The sequence below is a fragment of the Kordia zhangzhouensis genome, from assembly GCF_001005305.1.
Lineage (GTDB): Bacteria > Bacteroidota > Bacteroidia > Flavobacteriales > Flavobacteriaceae > Kordia > Kordia zhangzhouensis.
The window spans coordinates 1-25,858 of the sequence record NZ_LBMH01000006.1 but is presented as its reverse complement, the minus strand read 5'-3'; the positions used below and the strand labels follow the sequence as shown (position 1 = coordinate 25,858).

The 25,858-nt window shown below is 34.1% G+C and carries 21 protein-coding genes; 14 read left to right on the top strand and 7 right to left on the bottom strand.

Annotated elements, in window-relative coordinates; translation table 11 throughout:
* The first annotated feature begins 117 nt into the window (after window positions 1-117).
* A complete protein-coding gene (locus AA088_RS10505; RefSeq protein WP_046744969.1) occupies window positions 118-1,746 on the top strand; it encodes an amidohydrolase in 1,629 nt (542 codons plus the stop codon).
* Window positions 1,747-1,828: 82 nt separating this feature from the next.
* Here the strand turns inward: AA088_RS10505 and AA088_RS10500 are convergent, their stop codons facing one another.
* Window positions 1,829-2,368, bottom strand: a complete 540-nt coding sequence (locus AA088_RS10500) for a DUF2911 domain-containing protein (protein WP_046744968.1) — start codon at window positions 2,366-2,368, stop codon at window positions 1,829-1,831.
* A 386-nt stretch (window positions 2,369-2,754) separates the two neighbouring features.
* On the opposite strand from AA088_RS10500, the gene asnB reads away from it, so the two are divergent.
* The 11 genes from asnB (at window position 2,755) to secDF (ending at window position 17,530) form a co-directional block, all read left to right on the top strand.
* The gene (asnB, locus tag AA088_RS10495; RefSeq protein WP_046744967.1) at window positions 2,755-4,419 is read left to right on the top strand and encodes an asparagine synthase B; all 1,665 of its coding nucleotides are present in this window, start codon (window positions 2,755-2,757) and stop codon (window positions 4,417-4,419) included.
* Window positions 4,420-4,650: 231 nt separating this feature from the next.
* Window positions 4,651-6,390 carry a DUF1036 domain-containing protein gene (locus tag AA088_RS10490; protein WP_046744966.1) on the top strand — a complete coding sequence of 580 codons (1,740 nt, stop codon included), beginning with the start codon at window positions 4,651-4,653 and terminating at the stop codon, window positions 6,388-6,390.
* A gap of 6 nt (window positions 6,391-6,396) precedes the next feature.
* Window positions 6,397-6,840 (top strand): hypothetical protein, encoded by a 444-nt coding sequence (locus AA088_RS10485; RefSeq protein WP_046744965.1) that lies wholly within the window; start codon window positions 6,397-6,399, stop codon window positions 6,838-6,840.
* Between the two features lie 54 nt (window positions 6,841-6,894).
* Window positions 6,895-7,908: a dipeptide epimerase gene (locus AA088_RS10480; protein ID WP_046744964.1), complete on the top strand. Its 1,014-nt coding sequence runs from the start codon at window positions 6,895-6,897 to the stop codon at window positions 7,906-7,908.
* Between the two features lie 101 nt (window positions 7,909-8,009).
* Window positions 8,010-8,636 (top strand): hypothetical protein, encoded by a 627-nt coding sequence (locus tag AA088_RS10475; protein WP_157547146.1) that lies wholly within the window; start codon window positions 8,010-8,012, stop codon window positions 8,634-8,636.
* 359 nt (window positions 8,637-8,995) lie between these two features.
* Window positions 8,996-10,933: a DNA topoisomerase (ATP-hydrolyzing) subunit B gene (gyrB, locus tag AA088_RS10470; protein WP_046744962.1), complete on the top strand. Its 1,938-nt coding sequence runs from the start codon at window positions 8,996-8,998 to the stop codon at window positions 10,931-10,933.
* Between the two features lie 147 nt (window positions 10,934-11,080).
* A complete protein-coding gene (locus AA088_RS10465) occupies window positions 11,081-12,094 on the top strand; it encodes a DUF6588 family protein (RefSeq protein WP_046744961.1) in 1,014 nt (337 codons plus the stop codon).
* Window positions 12,095-12,182: 88 nt separating this feature from the next.
* Window positions 12,183-13,109, top strand: a complete 927-nt coding sequence (gene mdh, locus AA088_RS10460; protein WP_046744960.1) for a malate dehydrogenase — start codon at window positions 12,183-12,185, stop codon at window positions 13,107-13,109.
* A gap of 254 nt (window positions 13,110-13,363) precedes the next feature.
* Complete coding sequence (locus AA088_RS18780; RefSeq protein ID WP_262494934.1) at window positions 13,364-13,486, top strand: hypothetical protein; 123 nt, start codon at window positions 13,364-13,366, stop codon at window positions 13,484-13,486.
* A 191-nt stretch (window positions 13,487-13,677) separates the two neighbouring features.
* Window positions 13,678-14,310 (top strand): hypothetical protein, encoded by a 633-nt coding sequence (locus AA088_RS10455; RefSeq protein ID WP_046744959.1) that lies wholly within the window; start codon window positions 13,678-13,680, stop codon window positions 14,308-14,310.
* Between the two features lie 202 nt (window positions 14,311-14,512).
* The gene (gene secDF, locus AA088_RS10450) at window positions 14,513-17,530 is read left to right on the top strand and encodes a protein translocase subunit SecDF (protein WP_046744958.1); all 3,018 of its coding nucleotides are present in this window, start codon (window positions 14,513-14,515) and stop codon (window positions 17,528-17,530) included.
* A gap of 111 nt (window positions 17,531-17,641) precedes the next feature.
* On the opposite strand, the gene AA088_RS18340 is transcribed toward secDF, so the two are convergent.
* From AA088_RS18340 to folE, 6 genes are all read right to left on the bottom strand, one after another.
* The gene (locus tag AA088_RS18340) at window positions 17,642-17,803 is read right to left on the bottom strand and encodes a class I lanthipeptide (RefSeq protein ID WP_157547145.1); all 162 of its coding nucleotides are present in this window, start codon (window positions 17,801-17,803) and stop codon (window positions 17,642-17,644) included.
* Window positions 17,804-18,113: 310 nt separating this feature from the next.
* Window positions 18,114-18,602: a DUF192 domain-containing protein gene (locus AA088_RS10445; RefSeq protein ID WP_046744957.1), complete on the bottom strand. Its 489-nt coding sequence runs from the start codon at window positions 18,600-18,602 to the stop codon at window positions 18,114-18,116.
* Window positions 18,599-19,462 (bottom strand): prolipoprotein diacylglyceryl transferase, encoded by an 864-nt coding sequence (gene lgt / locus AA088_RS10440; protein ID WP_046744956.1) that lies wholly within the window; start codon window positions 19,460-19,462, stop codon window positions 18,599-18,601. Before lgt ends, AA088_RS10445 begins: the two co-directional genes overlap by 4 nt.
* Before the next feature lie 75 nt (window positions 19,463-19,537).
* Window positions 19,538-19,777, bottom strand: coding sequence for a membrane protein insertion efficiency factor YidD (gene yidD, locus AA088_RS18010; RefSeq protein WP_082106700.1), 240 nt, complete (start codon window positions 19,775-19,777; stop codon window positions 19,538-19,540).
* Window positions 19,778-19,783: 6 nt separating this feature from the next.
* Window positions 19,784-21,271: a cysteine--tRNA ligase gene (gene cysS / locus AA088_RS10435; protein ID WP_046744955.1), complete on the bottom strand. Its 1,488-nt coding sequence runs from the start codon at window positions 21,269-21,271 to the stop codon at window positions 19,784-19,786.
* Between the two features lie 27 nt (window positions 21,272-21,298).
* On the bottom strand, window positions 21,299-21,979 hold the full coding sequence (folE, locus tag AA088_RS10430) for a GTP cyclohydrolase I FolE (RefSeq protein WP_046744954.1): 681 nt from the start codon (window positions 21,977-21,979) through the stop codon (window positions 21,299-21,301).
* Between the two features lie 324 nt (window positions 21,980-22,303).
* Here folE and AA088_RS10425 point away from each other — a divergent pair, with 324 nt between their 5' ends.
* Both AA088_RS10425 and AA088_RS17675 read left to right on the top strand, forming a co-directional pair.
* A complete protein-coding gene (locus AA088_RS10425) occupies window positions 22,304-22,762 on the top strand; it encodes a hypothetical protein (protein ID WP_046744953.1) in 459 nt (152 codons plus the stop codon).
* A gap of 9 nt (window positions 22,763-22,771) precedes the next feature.
* The coding region (locus tag AA088_RS17675) for a PKD domain-containing protein (protein WP_052752860.1) at window positions 22,772-25,858 on the top strand (3,087 nt) is incomplete at its 3' end.

Genomic DNA, 25,858 nt, shown 5'->3' with positions numbered 1-25,858 from the left:
CACATGGAGCGCTTTTTTTGTGAATTTTTCTTCACTTCTTGAAAAATAAAAAGGAACAATGCTAAAAGTTGTATTTTTAAGGATTCATAAAAGAACAAAGCTTTAAACATTCTAACCATGACCAAAAAACTACTACTAGCATTACTTATTATTCAAGCTATTGCCTGTACAGAAAAAAAGCAAACGGTTGATACGATTGTATACAATGCAAAAGTATATACTGTCAATGATACCTTTTCTCATGCTGAAGCATTTGCTGTAAAAGAAGGAAAATTTGTTGCTGTGGGCAACGCAGAAGACATTCAGTCTAATTATGAAGCTTTAAATACTATTGATGCGAAAGGAAAAATTATTTTTCCTGGCTTTATTGATGCCCATTGTCACTTTTATGGATTAGGATTGGAAAAACAAAATGTAAATCTAGTAGGAACAAAAAGTTTTGAAGAAGTCATTCAACGTATTTATGACTTTCAAAAAGTTAAAAATCTGCCATTTATACGCGGTCGAGGATGGGATCAGAACGACTGGGAAATCCAAGAGTTTCCAACAAAAGAACGTTTGGATAAATTATTTCCTAATACACCAATTGCTTTAACTAGAGTTGACGGACATGCGTATTTAGTAAATCAAAAAGCTTTGGATATGGCAGGAATTACTATAGAAACCAAAGTAGAAGGAGGTGAAATTCAACAAAAAGAAGGAAAACTTACGGGGATAATCATAGATAATCCAATGGACTTGATTGATAAAGTAATTCCACAACCTAATAAAAATCAGCAAATTCAAGCATTGTTAGATGCACAACAAGAGTGCTTTTCGTACGGATTAACCACAGTAAACGATGCAGGTTTAGATAGGCAAGTCATTGAATTGATTGATAGCTTACAGAAAGCGAAGCTATTAAATATTCGTATGTATGCAATGATTAGCAATACGCCAGAAAATGTTGAATATTACATTCACAAAGAACCATATAAAACGACTCATTTAAATGTATGTTCATTCAAAGTATATGGTGATGGAGCTTTAGGATCTCGTGGAGCTGCGTTGAAAGAATCGTATACTGATAAAGAGAATCATTATGGAGCGATGGTTATTAGTCCAATAGAATTAGAAAAACTAGCAGGTCGCATAGCACAAACGAAATACCAAATGAATACACATGCAATTGGTGATTCTGCAAACTGCCAAGTATTGAAAACCTATACAAGTGTATTGAAAAACCAAACTGATCGTCGCTGGAAAATTGAGCATGCACAAGTCATTGATGAATCTGATTTTTCTGCCTTTCAAAACAAAAATATTATTCCGTCAGTACAACCAACACATGCAACCAGTGATATGTATTGGGCTGGAGATCGGTTAGGGGAAAAACGTGAGAAAGGAGCCTATGCTTACAAGCGCTTGCTAGATATTTCGGGACAGTTAGCTCTTGGAACTGATTTTCCTGTAGAACATGTGAGTCCATTTAAAACATTCTATGCAGCTGTAGCTCGTAAAGATGCGGCACAATATCCTAAAGATGGATACCAAATGGAAAATGCTTTATCACGAGAAGAAACACTTAAAGGAATGACGATTTGGGCGGCATATAGTAATTTTGAAGAAAATGAAAAAGGAAGTATTGAAGTAGGAAAGTTTGCTGATTTTATTATAGTAGATCAAGATATTATGCAAATCCCTGAAGATAAGATATTACAAACAAAAGTATTACAAACATTCATTGCTGGAGAAAAAGTAAAATAACTTATAAAAAAACAAAAAACTCAGAAGCAATATTGCTTCTGAGTTCTTCAAATAACCAATAATAACAATAAATAAAGAATAATTAAAAACTAAACGGTACCGCAACACTAATATTGTCCCATGCTAGTATCATGCGTGCACCATCAGTTTCTTTTGTGAATGCAATTGAAAAATATTCAATTGCCTCCGAGTCTTTTACAGGAACCTCTAATCGGGCAACATCTTTTTCTTTATTGTAGTAATAAGATCCCCAAATATCAGTATCCGAGTTAATAATAATAGTCCATGTATCTTTACCAGGAATCGTAAACAATGTATAAGTTCCTGCTTTAATTTCTTGATTTCCTAATTTTACATCTTGAAAAAATGTAATTTCCGTAGCTTCATTTGCTCCAGTTCTCCATACTTTGTCATACGGTACTAAGTTTCCAAAAATACGGCGTCCTTTTTTTTGAGGTCTTCCATACAAAACTTTAATTACTGGAGGAGCATTTCGTTTTGCTTTATAATAACTAATATCATGTGGGCTTTTGTCAATGTCGCTAAATTTTTGAGCAGAAACATTTACAGTAAATAACATAATGATAATAAGTAGTCCTGTAGCAAAGAAGTGCTTTTTCATAGTGCAAATTTTTCGATATAAATGTACTAAAACTTCTTCTTAGCATTTTGTTAAACTTTTGTTTAAGATGTTAAAATTATTTTCTAAGAAGAATAATGTTCGGTTAAAAAAGTAAGGAATAACCATACTTCTTTAAGTATTTAAAAACCAATACACGGAAAATTACCATGAAACTACTAATTAGTGTAATGAAAACGAATTACTTCTAAATTACTTTTACACATCTAAAGTTTATAAGTGTTTTTTGACTTAAAAAGTTTTAAAAATAATTAAAATCAGTTTTTATAGTTTTAAAATGTAATCATAAATTGATTTTATGTTTTTAATATGAAAGTTAAAAATCATATTTGTAACGTAATTTATAACAAAAGAAAAAAAGAAATAGTATGTGTGGAATTGTATGTGCTTTCGATTTGAAAGAAAAAGCAGAAGCGTTGAGACCTCAATTATTAGAAATGTCAAAAAAAATCCGTCATAGAGGTCCGGATTGGAGTGGAATTTATAGCAATGATAAAGCTATTTTAGCACATGAGCGTTTGGCAATTGTTGATCCAGCTTCGGGAAAACAACCTTTGTTTAGTGAAGACAAACAATTAATCTTGGCTGCAAATGGTGAAATCTATAATCATAGACAGCTTCGTAAACAATTTGAAGGAAAGTACAAATTTCAAACACAATCAGATTGTGAAGTGATTTTAGCACTATACCAAGAGAAAGGAAGTACATTTTTAGACGATCTTAATGGGATTTTTGGATTTGCTTTATATGATGAAAAACAAGATCGATATTTAGTAGCAAGAGACCACATGGGTATCATTCCTTTATATATGGGTTGGGACAAACACGGAACTTTTTATGTTGCTTCAGAATTGAAAGCTTTGGAAGGTGTATGTAGTAAAATCGAAGTTTTTCCTCCAGGATATTATTTAGATAGTGTTGAAGGAGAATTAAAACAATGGTACCAACGTGATTGGATGGATTATGAAGCAGTAAAAAATAATCAAACAAGTATCGATGAACTACGTGAAGCATTAGAAGCTGCTATTCACAGACAATTAATGTCGGATGTGCCATATGGAGTATTGCTTTCAGGTGGGTTAGATTCTTCTATTACTTCAGCAGTCGCTAAAAAATATGCGCAAATGCGTATTGAATCTGACGATACAACAGAAGCTTGGTGGCCACAATTGCACTCATTCTCTATAGGACTTGAAGGTTCTCCTGATTTGGCTGCAGCTAGAAAAGTTGCAGATCATATTGGAACTGTTCATCATGAAATTACGTTTACAATTCAAGAAGGATTAGACGCTATTAAAGATGTAATATATCATTTAGAAACGTATGATATTACTACGGTGAGAGCTTCTACGCCAATGTATTTAATGGCTAGAGTAATCAAATCTATGGGAATTAAAATGGTGTTATCTGGAGAAGGTTCTGATGAAATTTTTGGAGGATATCTATATTTCCATAAAGCTCCAAATGCGGAAGAATTACATAAAGAAACTGTTCGTAAGCTAGATAAATTATATCAATATGACTGTTTGCGTGCCAACAAGTCACTTGCTGCTTGGGGAATTGAAGGTCGTGTTCCATTCTTAGATAAAGAATTTATGGATGTTGCAATGCGTATCAATCCACAAGATAAAATGATTAATGGTGAGCGTATGGAAAAATGGGTGTTACGAAAAGCTTTTGAGTCATATTTGCCAGAAAGTGTAGCGTGGAGACAAAAAGAACAATTTAGTGACGGTGTAGGGTACAACTGGATTGATACTTTAAAAGAATTGGTAGAAAGCGAAGTTTCTGATGAGCAATTAGCAAATGCAAAATATCGTTTCCCAATTCAAACACCAAGAGCTAAAGAAGAATATTATTATAGAACTATTTTTGAAGAGCATTTTCCATCAGAAACGGCTTCACTCACAGTGCCTTCAGTGCCTTCTGTAGCCTGCAGTTCTGTAACGGCTTTAGAGTGGGATGAATCATTCAAAAATATGAACGATCCATCAGGTAGAGCGGTTGCAAATGTGCATGAGGAAGCTTACTAGTACCTATATTTCTTAGTTATACTTACACTAAAAGTGCTTTACATTCTTGTAAAGCACTTTTTTTATAAAGTACACTTTAAATGCAAATACCTACATATGTGTATAATCTTAAATAAAATAAAAATTGTATATTTATTCATTCCCCGAAAATACTATCTAACTTATTAGAATATTGAAAATTAAAGACCTAAAGTATAAGTCTAAAGAGGCTGCCTTAAAACAATCAGAATTATGAAAAAAATACTCACTCTTTTAGCATTTATTTGTAGTGTTCAATGGTGTATTTCACAGAATTTTTACGAGATCGAATGGAAAGGTGATAATGGTGTTGTATATACGGCTTTGGTTGAATTCTTTGAAAAAGAAAACATTAAAGTACGTGTAAAATATACCATGACCGATGGTGAGTATAAAGTGGCAAAATATAAATGTACAGGAAGTTACCACTATAATGAAGAAGGAGAAAAATATTTTATTTTTGATGGAAAAGATGCAGAAATGGTCTACTCTTCCAAAGGAAGTAAAACAGGGTATTCTGCAGATAATTTTGTGTTTAAAAATATCAATTCGCAAAATAAATTTGAAAAGCTATACACGTACGATGATCAAGACCTAAAAGATGGTAAGCTAGATAATATAAAGGATGCAAAATTTAAAAAATTAGATCCCTCTAAAGATTTTACCTCTGCATATATCAATAGTTATTATTGGAAAAACGAACCAGAGTATACCACGTACACTAGTTTAGTTACAAATTCTTCAAGCACTACCAATGTAAGCACCACTAGTAGTAGCTCAGATTATAGCTCAAGTTCAAGTTCTAACGAATCTTATTACCGATTAAAATTCAAAAATAAGTGTATAAAACCAATTAAGGTTTTAATTCGATATTTGGATTTTAATGACAATTGGACATCAAAAGGTTGGTGGACAATTCAGCCCAATAAAACAGTATATGTAGAAGATTCACCAAACCGTATTTTTTACTATTACGCCAAATCAACTGATGGAAAATCGGTTTGGAGTGATAAAGACAATATGCGAACCTATAAAGGAAAAAAATATGGGTTTAGAAAACTTAAAAAATCAGATGCTGAATACGGTTCTTGGGTTACCAATATTACTTGTACAAAACTTACAGATAGTGGAGGAACCGTTACCGGTACGTCTGAAGGAACTAGTACTTCTACCAACACTTCTACAGGGAATAATAAAAATGTAAAATTGCATCTTATCATGGTTGCTGATACCAAAGATCCTAAAATTGGTGCAAGTGTACAACAAGACCTAAATGATGTATCTAATCTGTTTGAAAAAGCAGCCCGTGAAATCAATGTGAAATATAGTATCAATAAACTATACGGTAATACTTTTGATAAAAATAGTATCATTTCAAAAATCAATAGCTTAGAAATCAAATCAAACGATGTTGTAATATTTTACTATTCAGGACACGGTTACAATGATATTTCACAATACAATCGTTTTCCAAACATGAGCTTGGACGGAACAGATTTAGGACTGGAAAGTATTCATAAATTCATCAAACAAAAAGGGGCACGCTTAAACATAACTGTTGGAGACCTTTGCAACTCTATTCCTCGTTCTCGAAATGGTACAACACGATCTGAGGAAATTCCGTTCAAATCTGGATTTTTGTTTGATGAAGCTAAATTAAAACGCTTGTTTTTACGATCAAGAGGCTCACTGATATCAACATCCTCGAGTAAGGGCGAATGGTCGTACTGTATGACAAATGCCAATGGTACGATGGGTAATGGACATTTTACCAATGCTTTCATTAATTCTTTTGCAAAAGAAGCTAGTAAAGTAAATAGCAATACAGGTTCATGGAATAATTTGTTTAATAGAGCTTACACGGATGCAAAAAATAGTACTCGCTATCAACGTAATCAAAATGGCAAGTACGGTCAGTCAGGCTTTAATAGCAATACTATAACGTATAACTAAGAAAAAATGAAAAAAATCACCTTATTAATCATAGCTTTAGTCATCAATTCGTGTAGTGAAATGAAAGATGTATTTGAAATTAATGATTCGGAAACAATTACCATAGGACTGTTAAGCGAAGAAGTTTATTCGGCAGACGAACAAAAGAAAGACAAAACATACTATGAGCGAAGAGAAGTTGTGCAGCAAAAAGAGTTAACAGGAGAAAAACGTACTGCATTTCTAAAAGAATTCAAAAACAAGGATAATTATGTGCCTTTAGCAAGAAAGTGCAAATATGAACCTGTTTTTGTGCTTCTGGTGGATGATAGACCCCATGCATATTTTGATGTAGAATACTGTCCTACGGTCAAATTTATTTTGGAAGGAAAAAAAGAAAAGTATTTGGATATTGTTACTGAAAATACTTTGAAAGAACTTCTAGATACTCACTTTTCTAAAGAAAACTAAAAAGAACCTATTTCTTTCCTGTGAAAACTAAAAGCGGATATGTATCTTTAAAAAATGAAGCTATCAGCACATTTTTTTGAACTATCGTTAAAAAATCCATTTACGATTTCTAGATACACGGTTACAACGCAAAAAACCATGGTAGTGTCCATTTCTGATGGAAAAAACACAGGGTATGGAGAAGCAACAGTAAACCCTTACTATGATAGTTCTGTAGAGCGATTAAAAAAATCTATAGAGAAAATAAAGCCAATTATTGAGCGTGTCAATGCAACAATTCATCCCGAAGAGTTGTGGAAAAATATTGAACCAGAACTTGCCGATAATTATTTTGCACTTTGCGCTATTGATTGTGCATACTGGGATTTATATGCACGCCAACAAAAAAAAACGCTTCGTGAGTTTTGGAGTAATCACAATCAATCACTTCCTAAAACAAATTACACTATTGGAATAGATTCTATAGAAGTAATGAAGTCAAAAATAAAGCAAACGCCTTGGCCAATTTACAAAATCAAACTAGGAACACAGAACGATCTCGATATCATTCGCTCACTGCGTACAGTTACAAATGCTATATTTCGTGTAGATGCCAATTGCGCCTGGACAGTAGAAGAAACGTTGCATAATGCCAAGATTTTACAAAAATTAAATGTAGAATTCATAGAGCAACCTTTACATGCCGATAATTGGAGCGGAATGCAAATTGTAAAAGAAAAATCTGTCTTGCCAATCATCGCAGATGAAAGTTGTCAAAAATTAGTAGATGTTTCAAAATGTATAAAAACTTTTCATGGAATCAATATCAAACTCATGAAATGTGGAGGAATTACACCTGCTTTGCAAATGATACATCAAGCTAAAATGGCAGGAGTAAAAGTTATGGCAGGTTGTATGACAGAATCTACAATAGGTATTTCTAATATAACCCAATTAGCACCACTATTAGATTACATAGATGCAGATGGAGCTTTACTACTTCAAGAAGACATAGCAACAGGCGTAACATTTCAAGAAGGAAACATAATCTTTCCAAATAAAAATGGAGCAGGAAGTAACTTGATTTAATTTTGCGAAAATCGCAAAAAATAAAAACTGATTTCGTGTTTTTATCTATATGTAATGTGTAATTCACAATACATTTGAAAATAACATAAAAAGAAATCAGTATGAGGTCACTATTTATCAGTTTTATCATTCTATTATGTGCCAGCAGTGTTTTGGCGCAGAGCGATACAAGTAACTCGAACTTGTTTGACAAGGCAACACTTTCTTTGGGAGGAGGTATTTTTATGCCTCAAGGAAATCTGAGTACTTACTTTGGAACAGCACCATTCTTTGAAATTAGTGGACATCTTCCGTTAAAGCGGAAAAAGGCAATAGGAATGACACTTCAGGTAGTAGTTCCAAATCAAAAAGACGATTTCCTCTACAGAAGAACAATAGATACAATTCAAGTAAAAAGTACAATGATGCTCAATTTTACAGTAGATTTCAAAAAAACACTTACCGAAACAAATACATCAATTCTAGATGTCAAGATTGGAGTGGGAGCTTCAGCCATTACAACCGATGCTCGAAATCCTTTTTATAGTGGAGAAGAAGGTGAAGAAAAATACGAAACAATAACCGCAATATTATTCAGTCCAGGGTTTGAATATACACATACTTTTAATAAAGGAACTAAATTTATTATCGGAATGAGCTTGAACTATGCTCCCTACAAAGTGGAAGGAGCTGTTAGAGAAAATATTGGAGGTTTGGCGTTAGTGCCCAAAATCACTTATATATTTTAGAAAATAAAGAAACGTCTTTCTTTGTAAAAATACGCTCTCATAAGAAGCTTACTTGACATTGAATACTACTTTTGTAAGTCTTTTACGATAAAATAAAAAGCATTTAAATCGCTTCTGCCGAATTCTTTTAAAAATGAATCAGTCGCAAAGAAAAAAAAATATCAAAAATGCCGTTACGCTTATTTTTAGCTATTCTAAGCAATTTTTAGTAAAAAACGTTAAATGTTGATAACTATATAAAAAACTGCTTAAAACTGTTTAAAAATCAATTCATGAAATAGTATATTTGTTATATAACTACAACATGAATCGGAACGAAACAGTCAGTTCCAAAACTATAAAATTTAAGGAGAATATTTATGAGCGAAGAAGCAAAAAAACAATATTCAGCCGATAGTATTCAGGCGTTAGAAGGAATGGAGCACGTGCGCATGCGTCCGTCCATGTATATTGGTGATGTAGGTGTACGCGGATTGCACCACTTGGTGTATGAAGTAGTGGATAACTCTATCGATGAAGCGTTGGCAGGACATTGTGATACCATCAGTGTTATAATTAACGAAAACAACTCTATTACAGTAGAAGATAATGGTCGTGGTATCCCAGTAGGAATCCATCAAAAAGAAGGAGTTTCTGCATTGGAAGTTGTAATGACAAAGATTGGAGCTGGTGGAAAATTTGATAAAGATTCGTATAAAGTATCTGGAGGATTACACGGAGTAGGTGTAAGTTGTGTGAATGCACTATCAGATCACCTAAAGGCGACTGTTTTTAGAGAAGGAAAAACTTGGGAACAAGAATATGAACGAGGAAAACCATTATATCCTGTAAAAGCCACGGGCGATTCCGATAAAAATGGTACGGTAGTTACTTTTAAGCCAGATGCGACAATTTTTACGCAGACGCTAGAATATAACTATGAAACACTTGCCAATCGTATGCGTGAATTAGCATATCTAAATAAAGGAATTACAATTACCTTGACAGATATGCGTAACAAAGATGATAAAGGTGAATTTATTCAAGAAGTATTCTACTCTGAAGAAGGATTGAAAGAATTTATCAAGTACTTAGATGGAAATCGTGAGCAAATCATTGCGGATGTTGTTGCTTTTGAAGGTGACAAAAATGGAATTCCTGTCGAGGTAGCGATGACTTACAATACTTCGTATGCGGAAAACTTACACTCATATGTAAACAACATTAACACGCATGAAGGAGGAACTCATTTGTCAGGATTCCGTAGAGGATTAACGCATACTCTAAAAAAATACGCGGAAACTTCAGGAATGTTAGACAAGTTAAAGTTTGATATATCAGGAGATGATTTCCGAGAAGGACTAACGGCAATTATCTCTGTAAAAGTAGCTGAACCTCAATTTGAAGGACAAACCAAAACAAAATTAGGAAACCGTGAAGTATCAGCATCTGTAAGTCAGGCAGTATCTGAAATGCTTACCGATTACCTAGAAGAACATCCAGATGATGCCAAAACAATCGTACAGAAAGTAATTTTGGCAGCACAAGCACGTCATGCAGCACAAAAAGCGCGTGAAATGGTTCAGCGAAAAACGGTAATGAGTATCGGTGGATTGCCTGGAAAATTAAGTGACTGTTCAGAACAAGATCCTGCAAAATGTGAAGTATTCCTTGTGGAGGGTGATTCGGCAGGTGGAACAGCCAAGCAAGGACGTGATAGAAACTTTCAAGCTATATTACCTTTACGAGGAAAAATATTGAATGTAGAAAAGGCAATGCAGCATAAAGTTTTTGAGAACGAAGAAATCAAAAATATATTTACAGCCTTAGGAGTAACCATTGGAACAGAAGAAGATAGTAAAGCATTGAATCTTTCAAAATTACGTTATCATAAAATTGTGATTATGTGTGATGCAGATGTCGATGGTTCGCATATTGCAACTCTAATTTTGACGTTTTTCTTTAGATATATGAAAGAACTAATTGAAAATGGACACGTATATATCGCAGCTCCACCGCTATATTTAGTGAAAAAAGGAGCTAAGCGTAAATATGCTTGGAATGATAAAGAACGTGATGTTATCATTGAAGAACTTGGGCAAGGAGCTAATATTCAACGTTACAAAGGTCTTGGGGAAATGAACGCAGAGCAGCTGTGGGATACAACAATGAATCCAGAATATAGAACGTTGCGCAAAGTAATGATTGATAATGGTGGAGAAGCAGATCGCGTATTCTCCATGTTAATGGGAGATGAAGTGCCACCACGTAGAGAATTTATTGAGAAAAATGCAGTCTATGCAAACATTGATGCTTAGATAAATCTCTAAAAATATAAAACGGACATACAAACAACTACGTATATTATATGCGTAGTTGTTTTTTTTTACGACAACTTTAAAATGATTTGAGCTATCTATTGCTCTCATAATTTTGTACATTTATTCAATAAAAAACGTAACCCAATGAAAAATAAAGGTATCCTACTTATGTCTGTATTTACAATGGCTTTTGTAAATGCTCAAGAAAACATCAATGAACTTTTGGCCGCCGGTGTGGAAGATGCTAAAAGATTTACTACAGATTATATTGCACCTGCTTCTGATGCGTTGGCATTTGGAATCAATGCAGGTTGGTTTAACACGGCAAATGCGCCTAAAAAATATGGTTTTGAAATTTCACTTATTGCAAATGGAGTGTTTAGTAATGAAGAAAAAGAATCATTTCAACTCAATGTAGCGGACTATGAAAATATACGTTTTCCAGACAATAGTCCTTCCAAAATGGTGGCTACGGCTCTAGGAGATAATAATCCTGATGTTACTGTAATTGTGACTTATGACGATCCAATATTTGGAAATCAAGAAGTAGAATTAACACTGCCAACAGGTATTGGCTCAGAAGGAGTTAGTATTGTTCCAACGGCCTTTGTGCAAGCAAGTTTCTCTCCATTTCGCGGAACTCAATTAAAAGGGCGCTTTTTTCCAAAAATTGATACGGAAGATGTGGATTTTAGTACGTATGGTTTTGGCATTCAACAAGAATTTACCTCTTGGTTGCCGGCAGAAAAAACTATTCCTGTGGCTATTTCAGGTCTTATTGCTTATTCACATTTAGACGCAAGTTATGATTTTACTGATCAAACGGGGATTCAAGGAGATAATCAACGAGTAGAAACAGATGTCAATACCTTGCTATTTCAGCTTATAGTAGGAACTAAGTTCAAAGTAATCAATTTCTATGGAGGGCTAGGGTATATTACAGGAGATGCTACAACCGATTTACTGGGTTCATATACGGTTACTAACGGAGTTGTGTTTTCTCAAACAATTACAGATCCTTTCTCTGTTGAGCGTGACATATCTGCTGTAAGAGGAACACTTGGAGCCAATCTAAAACTTGGTTTTTTCAGTCTAAATGCTGATTACACAATAGGAGATTTTGATAGTGCAAGTTTAGGATTGAACTTTTCTTTTTAAGGATAATTTAAGTACTAGTTCTTTTCTAAAAAGCAGATTAATTTGTACTTTTGCAGCCAATAAACAATACATAAAAAACATTAAAAATATGAAAGTTACAGTTGTAGGAGCAGGAGCAGTAGGTGCTAGTTGTGCAGAATATATTGCTATCAAAAATTTTGCTTCGGAAGTCGTTTTATTAGATATTAAAGAAGGTTTTGCTGAAGGAAAAGCGATGGACTTGATGCAAACGGCTTCTCTAAATGGTTTTGACACCAAAATTACTGGAAGCACTAACGACTACTCTAAAACAGCTGGTAGCGATATTTGTGTGATTACTTCTGGAATTCCTAGAAAACCAGGAATGACACGTGAAGAGTTAATTGGAATTAACGCTGGAATTGTAAAAACAGTTTCTTCTAGTTTAATAGAGCACTCTCCAAACACAATCATTATCGTTGTAAGTAATCCAATGGATACAATGACTTATTTAGTTCATAAAACAACAGGATTGCCAAAGAATAAAATTATTGGTATGGGAGGAGCGTTAGATAGTGCTCGTTTCAAATACCGATTGGCAGAAGCTTTAGGAGCTCCAATTTCTGATGTTGACGGAATGGTAATTGGAGGACACAGTGATAAAGGAATGGTGCCATTAACGGCTCATGCAACACGTAACAGTGTAAAAGTATCTGAGTTTTTATCTGAAGAGCGTTTAAATCAAGTAAAAGAAGATACCAAAGTAGGAGGAGCAACATTAACTAAATTGCTTGGAACTTCTGCTTGGTATGCACCTGGAGCAGCTGTTTCTGGATTGGTACAAGCTATTGCTTGTGATTTGCAAAAAATGTATCCATGTTCAGCGCTATTAGAAGGTGAATACGGTTTAAATGATTTATGTATCGGAGTTCCTGTAATTTTAGGAAAAAATGGAATCGAGAAGATTGTAGAAATTAATTTAAGTGATGCAGAAAAAGCGCATTTAGCTGAAAGTGCAGAAGGAGTTAAGAAGACAAACGGATTATTAGAATTATAATATTTCCACAATAATATATACAAAACCTCAACATGTATTTTGTTGAGGTTTTTTGTTGTTCACTAATTTGAAAAAAACAGTATTATAAATTAAAACTTTACTAAAAAGTAGTGTTTTTAACATAATACTTATAAATTGATTGAATGATGTTAGAAAAACTATTAAAGAACAAAAGCATAAAAAGCTAAATAAAAAAGAGCAATCTGAAATTTCTGGAAAAATCAATCCTAATGTCTTAATCATGTGTAATTATTATGCAATCGCAATGGCTAATAAATATTGATGGAGAAGTAGGAGGCTATTTAAATGACGAAGTTACGATGAGTACATTGTATAGAGAACATTTTTATGAGTGTAGTGGCGTTTCAATGTTTTAAATCATAAAATCGAAAAATAAAAAGTATCTAGCATTCTATTTAATACTACTCTGCCTGAAGGTTATAAAAGTATGTAAAAAGGGAAGTAGTTGATATTGCTGTCATTTTAGGATAATCATTTTCAAACTTTTAGTATAAAATAAATCAATAAAAGACTGCGTAATTGCAGTCTTTCTTTTTATATTTGGCGGATGATTGCAAAAAAGTACATTTCTGCACTGATAATATTACTAACTCTGCTTGGTTTTTACAAGGAACAAACACCTGCGCAAAACCAAGAGATTGAGTTGCAATTTGCCAATGCAATCACTCAACCATTACAAGCGGAAGAAATCATTCAAGCAATTAAAAGCAAGCTTGAAATGCTTGATGTTAAGAATATTACGGTTCGTCAGCAATCAAGTCAAACATTAAAAATTGCCTATCATAGTCAACAAGAAGTTGCCGCAATTAAAGCTTTATTGGTTGATGCCGGATTTGAAAGTGAGTTTCCGCTTCAAGAACTTCCGTTCAAAAATGCGTCTAACACAATTCTTATTGATGAATTTGCGACAACTGACGGGTATAAAATCGATGTGTACGAGTTGCAAACCGCTTCTGATTCTTATATCGGAATGCAAGGCAAATTTATTTTGTCATTGCAAAAAGAATATGACAAATCGCCAAGTCCTAATTCATTTGCTCTGTACGATTCATACATAGCAAAAATTAATGGATATGTAAAAATATCAACACATACAGTATCTCATTATAAAGCAATCTATAAAGATGCTACTTCGTATGAAACTCCTGATGTTCGTGCAGGGCCTATCTCTCTTGCATAAGTAAATCGTAGAGAAACTATCAAAAAATATTCTCTCTATGTTTCTTTATGTGTTCTAAAAAAGAACAGGTAAAAATGTCTTTCAAAACGTTGAGTTATGAGGCACAACATCATCATCAAAACACCTAAAAAATAAATTGTCAAATGCGAGTGTAAATTCTATATTTGCTCGTTTTAAAAAATTTGACCAAAAACATTGAATAATGCAAAACAAAGGATTAGTAAAATTATTTGCGCTTTTATTCGGATTGGTAAGTATTTATCAATTATCGTTTACATTTATCACAGATAAAATTGAAGACGATGCAAAAGCATATGCGGTAGCGCAAGTGCCAAAACCAGCTGATGGTATTGACACGAAAGAAAACTCAGATAGAAGAAGTTTAGTAGAAAAAGAATACTTAGATTCTATCAACAAACATGAACCAATTAGTTTTGGTTTTACTTCATTCACTTATGAAGAAGCTAAAGAAAAGGAATTAAACAAAGGTCTTGACCTTAAAGGAGGAATCAATGTGATTCTTCAAATTTCTGTAAAAGACATCTTAATAGGACTTGCAAATGGTTCTCAAGATGAAACTTTTAGAAAAGCATTAGATAGAGCTGATGTTTTACAAACAGATGCACAAGAAGACTACGTAGAATCTTTCTTTAGAGCTTTTGATGAATTGAAGCCAGAAGGATTGCGCTTGGCAGATCCAAATATCTTCTTTACGCAATCATTAGAAGAAGAATATGGAGATGATCCATTGAATGTTACAGATGAAGTAGTTAAAAATGTACTACGTCGTAAAGTTGACCAATCTATCGTGTCGGCAAAAGAAGTATTAAGTAAGCGTATTGACCAATTTGGAGTAACTCAACCAAACATTCAGCGTTTGGGAACTTCAGGTCGTATCTTAATTGAGCTTCCAGGAGCAAAAGATGTAATTCGTATTGAAAAACTTTTACAAACTACTGCAGAGTTAGAATTTTGGAAAACATACAATGACAATTCGAAGTTAGCACAATATCTAATTGCGGCGAATCAAAAACTTAAAGAACTTCCAGAGTTTGCTACAAAAAAAGAAACTGATGAAACGGAGGAGTTAATCACTTCTACGGAAGAAGATTCATTAAATGTAATCAATCCTTTATTTGACAAACTTAACATCATTCCAGGAGGAAACACAGGAGGTGTTATAGGAAGTGCTAAAGAAGAAGATAAAGAAGCAGTACTTCAGTTATTAGCTAGAGAAGAGTTAAAGCAAGTAATGCCTGCAGAATTACGCTATGTTCGATTTGCTTTTGGAAAAGAACAAAATGTACAAGGAGTATATGACTTGTATGCGTTGGCAGGAGAAAGAAAAGGAAAAGAAGCAGTACCGCAAATGCGTGGTGATGTGGTAGATGGTGCAGCACAAGGGTATGCAAACAATGGAAAGCCAAACGTAAACATGCAAATGAACGGTATTGGTGCAAAACAATGGGAAAAATTAACGGATGAAGTATACAACGAAAGAGTAAATATTGCGGTTGTTTTAGATAACATCGTATACTCTGCTCCAGGAGTATCTAGTGGTAAAATTTCAGGAGGAAATACTGAAATCTCTGGGCAATTCACAGTAGAAGAAGCGCAGGATTTAGCAAACGTATTACGTGCAGGTAAATTACCAGCTCAAGCAGACATCTTACAATCTGAGATTGTTGGTCCGTCGTTAGGACAAGAGGCCATTGATAGCGGATTAATGTCGTTCTTAATCGCTTTAGGATTGGTATTAGTTTGGATGATATTTTACTATGGAAAAGCGGGTCTTTTTGCAGATGTAGCATTAGCGTTCAACATCTTGTTAATATTTGGTGTATTGGCAAACTTAGGAGCTGTATTAACTCTTCCTGGTATAGCCGGTATTGTATTAACAATTGGTATGTCGGTGGATGCAAATGTACTTTTATTTGAGAGAGTTCGTGAAGAACTGGCAAATGGAAAAGCGTTGAAAGATGCAATCAAACACGCATTTAGCTGGAAAGGAGCTATGTCGTCTATCTTTGATGCTAACATTACTACTGGATTAACAGCATTAATCTTATTCTTATTCGGTACAGGCCCTATCAAAGGATTTGCTACAACTTTATTAATTGGTATTGCAACATCATTATTTACAGCAATTTTTATTACAAGATTGTTAATTGATTGGTATGTAGACAAAGGAAATACGTTAGATTTTGCTACAGGAGCTACAAAGAACTTATTCAGAAACATGAATGTTGAGTTCTTAAAGAAGCGTAAAATAGCATACATTATTTCAGGAATTGTAATCGCAATTGGTTTAGGTTCTATCATTTTTGGTAACGGATTAAACCAAGGTGTTGACTTTGTTGGAGGACGTTCTTATCAAGTTCGTTTTGAAGGAACTGTAAGCTCACAAGAAGTAAAGAATGACTTAACAGCAATTTTTGGAAGTGAAAACTCTCCAGAAGTAAAAACATTCGGAGAAGACAATCAGTTAAAAATTACTACGAAATATAAAGTAAACGAAACTGGAACTGCTGTTGATGAAGAAATTAAGAAAATGTTGTTTGACGGAGTAAAGAAATACTTGCCAAGCGATATGACTTATGAGCGTTTTGTGGATGGAGCAGAAGACAAGCAAATTGGTGTAATGCAATCTGTTAAAGTAGGTCCTACGATTGCCGATGATATCAAAAAAGACTCTTTCTGGGCTGTATTAGGTTCGCTTGTAGTAGTATTCTTGTATATCCTATTGCGTTTCCGTAAGTGGCAATTCTCATTAGGTGCTGTAGTAGCAGTATTCCATGATGTATTAATCGTATTAGGTATCTTCTCATTGGCATGGAAATATTTACCATTTACTATGGAGATTAACCAAGCGTTTATTGCGGCAATCTTAACGGTAATTGGTTACTCGTTAAACGATACCGTGGTTGTATTTGATAGAATTCGTGAGTTTATGGAAGAGAATTCTAATTGGAAGCTTAGTAAAGTTGTAAATTCAGCATTAAACAGTACATTAAGTAGAACTTTAAATACATCTCTAACTACGTTAGTAGTATTATTAGCAATCTTTATTTTCGGTGGAGAATCTATTCGAGGATTTATGTTTGCCTTAATTGTAGGTGTTGTAGTAGGTACTTATTCTTCGATGTTCATTGCAACGCCTATTATGTTTGATACAGTAAAAAAAGGAGATATCAATAAAGGACTAGAAGAAACTAAGTAGTAGTTTTAAATAACTATTGTAAAGTATATAAATAAAAAGTGCCACGATATCGTGGCACTTTTTTTATAATACAAACTCTTTTTCATGGTTATTTGTATTATATAGAATCTTTTATCTTTCGTCACAAACAATAACAGAGTTTTCACAAATACCTCCACATGTAATGTTGGTTTTGTGAGTTGTTGGTGCAACTCCGCCTGTTAGTTGATGCGAAGTAAGTTTTGAAACTGCTGTTTTTTGTAGTGATAAACGATTAAGTTTTCTAGCTTTCATATAAATGTGGGTTTAGTGACGATTTAAAGGTACATATCGTATACAAGAAAAAAGTACGGGAAAACCTTACTATTTTGATAACTCTCTTTCTAAATCTATTAGTTTCTGCCAAGTAGGATTTTTTCTCGAGCCTTTTGAATATAATATAATGCTTGCTGTTGATTGTTCTTTTTATAAAATCAATCTACTTTTGAAAATATTTAGAGAAGCATAAAAAACATCAAGATAAATTTATTTTTCGTCCTGATGAGTTGAGTAATTTGTCCGGATAAAATATCCAGCCTATCCAGAGTTTATTTTTACAATACTTTTAAAGTGTAGATTCGTCTTTTACAAAAGTAATTGTATCACCAATTTCAAGTAACCATTTTTGGGCTAATCCGGCATTAACTTCCAATACATACATTGCTGGAACCTTTGAAGGTAAGCCGGTTTCATCTAAAGGTTTTGCATTTTCTTGAAAACTCACAATTTTTTTATCGGCATCTATATAAATAATATCTAGCGGGATTAAAGTGTTTTTCATGTAGAAGCTTCTTGGGTATTCTTCTGAGAATATAAACAACATTCCTTGGTTGTTTTTCATGGAAGAACGATGCATTAATCCAGTTTCGCGCTCGTACGGAGTTTCAGCAAATTCAATATCTAGTGTTATAATGTCGTTTCCGCTAGCTTTGGAAAGAGTCAACTGACCTTCTTTGGTAAAGGTAAATTCAACAGTCTTAATTTTTTTATCTTTATCTGAATTCGCACAAGAAAAGATTACCAAAGCAACTAATAGGAAAGCTATATTTTTCATGAGGTAGCAGTAGTTGTATTTGTATCTGTTTTTCTAAACATAAAATAAAAACCTAGGATGATAAAAGGAATACTTAGCCATTGTCCTGTTAATAACAACCAATCTTCGCGAGCTTCTATTTGCGCTTTTTTTACAAACTCTACAAGGAAGCGAATAGTCCATAACATAACTAAAAACAAACCAAAAATATAGCCAGGCTTGTGTTTTTTATCAGTCTTCCAGTAGGTATACCATAAAATGATAAATACAAAAATATAGCAAAATGCTTCATATAATTGCGCAGGATGTCTTGGTAAAGTATCGCCATTGGCTTGGAATACAACTCCGAAGTCAGAATTGGTATACTTTCCAACAATCTCAGAATTGAAAAAGTTTCCGATGCGGACAAAAACGCCTCCAATGGCAACAGGGATTACAATTCGATCCAAAATCCAGAGTAAAGATTTGTACTTGTATTTGCGTCTATAAAGATACATAGCAGTAATAATTCCTATAGCTGCTCCGTGACTTGCCAAGCCAGCAAATCCTGTAAATTTATATCCATCAATAAAGCCAAATAGACTTGCATTAGCATCTTCTTTTATAGGCAATAAAATTTCTACCAAGTGATTTTGATAGTATTCCCAATTGTAAAAGAAAACTTCTCCTAAGCGTGCACCTAATAATGTTGCGATTACGGTATACATGAACAAGGAGTCCAAATACTTTAATGGAACATCTTCGGCTTTGTAAATTTTGGTCATAATGTAATAACCTAAACTAAAAGCAATGATGAACATTAAACTGTAATACCTAATTTGAATCGGTCCTAAATTCAATAAAACTTCACTCGGATTCCAGTTGATACTTAGTAGGTGCATAAATTGGTCGTATTTGTAAATTGTAAATATAGGGAAACCAAACGGAAATCAAAGAACGCAAATGGTAAAGGAATGTTATTTTTTTGGGAGTTCGTCTGGTACGGGATCATATCCGCTTCCGCCAAATGGGTTGCAACTTAAAATACGTTTAATTGCAAGTTTACCTCCGCGAAATAATCCATGCTTTTTCAATGCTTCTGCAGTGTAATGTGAGCATGTAGGAGAGTATCTACATGTTGCAGGAGTATATGGAGAAATAGCCGTTTGGTAGAAACGAATGATAAGTAAAAAAGGATATATTAGTATCTTTTTGATATGCGTTTATTTAGTTAACGAAAAAGACGTCCCATCTTTTCCATCTTTTAGTTGTACGCCTAAAGCAGCAAGTTCGTCACGAATTTTATCGGATGTAGCAAAATCTTTGTTGGCACGTGCTTCATTGCGTAAATTGATTAATAAATCAACTACACCAGAGAGTGTATTACTATCGTCTGAAGTAACACTTTGTTCTTCAAGTCCTAGAATTTCAAAAACAAATGCATGCATACTTTCTTTTAGAGACTGTAAATCTTCGGTTAAGATAGTTGCTTTGCCATCTTTTAGTTGGTTGATATATTTTACAGCTTCAAACAAATCTGCAATTAAGATAGGAGTATTAAAATCGTCATTTAGCGCATCATAACAATTGCGCTTCCAAACAGCTAGGTTGAATGAAGTTTTATCTCCAGAAGGTTGTAATTCATCCAAAGTTTTCATTGCTTCCATGAGTTTGTTAAACCCTTTTTCAGAAGCTAATAAGGCATCATTACTAAAATCAAGAATACTACGATAGTGTGCCTGCATCATAAAGAAACGTGCAACACTTGGAGCAAATCCTTTAGATAAATGCTTGCTGTTACCAGTAAAAATTTCGCCAGGAAGAATGTTGTTACCTGTCGATTTTGCCATTTTTTTACCATTTAGTGTTAACATATTGGCATGCATCCAATAGTTTACCGGAGAAGTACCTTTGGCGGCTTCGTTTTGAGCAATTTCACATTCATGATGTGGGAACTTTAAGTCCATTCCGCCACCGTGAATGTCAAATTGTTCTCCTAAATATTTAGTGCTCATTGCGGTACATTCTAAGTGCCAACCAGGAAATCCATCACTCCAAGGTGAAGGCCAGCGCATGATGTGATTTTCGCCTGCTTTTTTCCAAAGAGCAAAATCTTGAGGGTTTTTCTTGTCTGTTTGTCCGTCTAGTGTGCGAGTATTATGAACCAGGTCTTCTACATTACGCTTGCTAAGTTTTCCGTAGTCATTAGTTTCATTGAATTTAAGTACGTCAAAATATACAGAGCCGTTTACTTCGTAAGCAAATCCTTTTTTGATGATTTCTTTGACAATTTCAATTTGTTCAATAATATGACCTGTAGCAGTAGGTTCAATACTAGGTGGCTTGAAGTTGAACTTTTGTAAGATTGTATGGAAGTCAACGGTATAACGTTGTACAATTTCCATAGGTTCTAATTGCTCTAAGCGTGCTTTTTTAGCAATTCTGTCTTCTCCTTCATCAGCATCATTCTCTAAATGCCCTGCATCGGTAATATTACGAACATAGCGTACTTTGTATCCTAGATGTGTCAAATACCTAAAAATCATATCAAATGACATGAACGTGCGTACATTTCCTAAATGTACATTACTGTATACAGTAGGACCGCATACATACATTCCAACATGACCTTCATTAATAGGTTTAAATACTTCTTTTTGGTTTGTGAGGGAATTGTATATTTTTAGTTCTTGTTCTTGGTATAATTTCATGGTTATTTTGGTAAAAAAATTAGTTGGTTAAAATTTCGTATCTAATTTAATATAATCTAGGAATTCTAAGCGAGTTTTTTCATTTTTAAATTTTCCACCAAATTCTGCGGTTACAGTACTACTTTCTATATCTCTAATTCCACGAGAATTTACACATAAATGTTTGGCATCAATAACGCAGGCTACATCTTCTGTATGTAGTACTTTTTGAAGTTCTTTTACAATTTGAATAGTTAAGCGTTCTTGTACTTGCGGTCTTTTTGCGTAATAATCTACTATACGATTCATTTTAGAAAGTCCAACTACAGTTCCATTAGAAATATAAGCAATATGCGCTCTACCTACTATGGGTAATAAATGGTGTTCACAGGTAGAATATACAGTGATATTTTTTTCTACCAGCATCTCATTATATTTATATTTATTTTCAAATGTTGAAGAGGTTGGTTTTCGATTTGGATGTAGTCCACCAAAAATTTCTTTAACAAACATCTTAGCAACTCTATTAGGAGTTCCTTTAAGACTATCGTCTGTCATATCTAGTCCTAAAGTTTCCATAATATGGGCTACGTCTTTTTTGATGCTTTGAATCTTTTCTTCGTCACTTACATCAAAAGCGTCTTTACGCAAAGGAGTATCGTAAGAAGTCATGATGTGATCGTCTCCAACGGCTTGTATTTCTTCTTCTAGCGCCTTATCTAATTTCATGTATCTAATATATTTCTTTTTTATGCGAAAAAGTAGTGTAATTCGTCAGAATATTAGGTCTAAAATTCGATGGTGTCATTACACGCATTTTCTCAAAAATTAACAAGATTGCAAAGATAGTCAATTATTGAATATGATTCGTTGGAACCTGCCGTAAATAAATGTGTTAAAGAGTTATGTATATCACAAAATTTTCTTAATTTTCCCCGATTCAAAATAAATTTTTTAACACAATGTCGGGTTTTCATAGATGTTGTTGTTATATATATTGTAAAGAGATGAGGCACATTTAATCATACCCTAACGGCTTCATTTCAAATAAAAATGTTAGATACAATCATGACTATTATGCGTAAAATCTATGTATGTATGGTGTTTTTATTTTTAGGTTTTTGTGTTACCGCACAAACTAAAAATAATCGTTACAATTTTAAAGAACACCAAGTAGATAACTTCATTAAAGAAGTTTATGGAGATCAAGCTCAAAAATTGATCTTTTCCAATCAAAATCTGTACGGATCATTTAAAAAACTTATTCTCGAGCGAATGGAAATCGCAAAAAAAACAGAGATACAAGGGAAAAAAGTTCCAAAAATAACAGCAGAAGGAATGTTGGATACTTATAATAGTAACTTAAAGCATGATGCTACTTTTAATATCAATACTTTCAATCCTTTAAAATATAAACTAGCATTTTTTGATATACAGTCATACAGAATGTACGAAATAGATAATACAGACTATATATTGATTATCAAACCACAACCTAAATTACAAAACTAAACTATAGAGATGAAAAAAATAGTTCTCTTTTTACTTATAGCACCACTGTTTTGCTTTGCACAAAATGTAATTATTGAAAATGGTACTTTCAATGTTTGTCAAGGTACATTTCTAGATACAGGAGGAAATGGTGCAGGACAATATTCAAATAATGAAAACTTTATCATGACTTTATGTCCTAATAATGCAGGAGATAAAGTTCAATTAGAATTTACTTCGTTCGGATTGCAGGACATGAGTGATTTCATGAATATATATGATGGTGATGATACAACAGCACCATTGTTTGGTTCATTTACAGGAACTACAGCACCAGGAATAGTAATTGCGACCAATTCTAATACGACGGGCTGTATTACTATTGAATTTACTTCAGATGCAGCAGGGGTAAATATTGGTTGGGCAGCAACAATATCATGTGTTACACCTTGTCAAACAATTATTTCACAACTTGATTCTTCGGTGCCAGCAGCAGATGCTAACAATATCATCGAAATTTGTCAAGGAGATTCAGTAACGTTTAATGGAAGCGCTACATTTACCTCAGATGGAACAGGAGCACAATATCAATGGGATTTCGGAGATGGAAACTCAGCGATGGGACAATCTGTAACGCATACCTTTCCAAACCCTGGAGCGTATATTGTTAACTTGAATGTTACGGATACCAATAACTGTACAAATGACAATCTTATAAATCAAGTAGTCAGAGTTTCTACAACACCTGATTTTACTGGTACAGCAGCAAATGATGATATTATTTGTTTTGGTGAGAGTACTGACATTGCAGGAGTTGTAACTCCAACACCGTACATTGTTGAGTGTACACCGCCAGTAAGTGGGCAAACTTTTTTACCTGACGGGAATGGAGTATCGTACGAAACTTCAATTCCTGTTGATTGTTTTGATGCAGGACAAACACTTACTTCAGGATCTCAAATCCTTCAAATATGTTTAAATATTGAACACTCTTATTCGGGAGATTTAGATATCGTAATCATTAGTCCTAGTGGTCAAGAAGCAGATTTATTCACGCAAGCAGGAGGAGGAACGTATTTTGGAGGAGCTAATGATGATGGTAGTAATGATCCAGGTGTGGGAGCAGATTATTGTTTCTCTTTATCTGGTACTGTATTCTTGCAAAATGCGCCAACGATTACTGCAGGTTCAAATCCTCCAAACAACTCGTGGCAGCCAGGAACATATCTTCCAATAGATTCTAATGGTTTTGACGATTTAATCGGAAGTCCTCTTAATGGGAACTGGACAATTAGAGTTACAGATAATATTGGGATTGATAATGGATATATTTTTAGTTGGAACTTAGATTTTGATCCATCTATTTTACCAGCAGACGAATCATTTACACCAGTAATTGAAACGCAAGCTTGGTTGCCGGATGCATCTATTACAAATACGGTAGGAGATGTAATTACAGTTCAACCTACAACTCCGGGGCAACATTGCTATACGTATGAAGTAACAGATGATTTAGGATGTACTTATTCAGAAACTGTATGTATTGACGTTACACCAGAAATTAACAATGGGTTACCGTCTAACTTGTCAAACTGTTCTAACAATACAACAGAAGTATTTGATTTAACAGTGAATACGGCTCCTGTACTGGCTCCGATTACAGATACAACAGATATGGTGGTAACTTATCACTTATCGCAAGCAGATGCAGATGCAGGAATCAATGCGCTTACAGATGCGCAAGCACAAGCGTATACAGCTACGGATGGAGATGTGATTTATGTGCGAATCTCCTATACAGGAACTACTGCGATTGATTGTTATGAAACAGAATCATTTACTATCAATATTGGAACTACGACTGCCAACGGTGTGCCTGATTTGGTATTGTGTGACATTGGCAATGATGGTGTGGAACAATTTGACCTTTGTGCGCAAACACCTTTAGCTTTAGGTACACAGGATCCTGCAAACTATACAGTTACATATCATGATACACAAGCAGATGCTGATAACAGCGCAAATCCTTTACCTTGTTTATATACCAACGGTTCTGTGCCAACTGATGATATTTATGTAAGAGTACAAGATAACAACAATGCAACTTGTTTTGGAATCACTTCATTCAATTTAATCCTCAATCCAGAACCAGCATTAACGACTGCACCAGATATGGTAGTTTGTGATGATGCTTCAAATGACGGAGTAGAAATATTCGATTTATCTACACAAATACCAATTATACTAGGGACACAAAACCCTGCGGACTTTATGACTACTTTCCATGGAAGTCAGGCAGATGCTGATGCGAATACGAATCCACTTCCTACGATGTATACAAATGTGAATCCTTCAGATTTGATTGTAGTAAGAGTAGAAAATAACACAACAAACTGTGTTTCAACAACGCAATTTAACGTAGTGGTTGATGCATTGCCTATTGCAAATGCTGTGGCAGATGTTACGGTGTGTGATGACGCATCTAATGACGGAACAGAAACATTTAACCTCTCAGCGTTCAATATGCAAGTATTAGGAACGCAAAATCCGGTTCAATTTGTAATAACATACCATATTTCGCAAGCAGATGCAGATGCTGGAGCAAATGCATTACCTGATCCTTACAATAATACTAATGCATGTGAGCAAATTTATGTAAGAATCGCAAACGTAATGAATGCAACATGTTATGATACGACTAATTTTGAAATTTGTGTTGATTATCAGCCGTTAGCAGCACAACCTGCAGATATAATTGTTTGTGATGATCCTTCGAATGATGGAGTAGAAACGTTTGATTTTTCTACGCAAATTCCAGCAATTATAGGAACACAAAATCCAGCAGATGTAAATATCAACTTCCACGCAAGTCAAGCAGATGCTGATGCGAATGTGAATCCGTTGCCAGCTATGTATTCAAATACAAACCCAACGGAAACTATATATGTAAGTGCTACCAGTACGCAAGCAGGTAATATCTGTTTTGCGACCACAAGCTTTACGATTACAGTGAATCCACTGCCAATAGCAGTTGTGCCAACAACTCTACAAGAATGTGATGATGATACAGATGGCTTTGCAGATTTTACCTTAACAGATGCCAATGCAGAGATTATC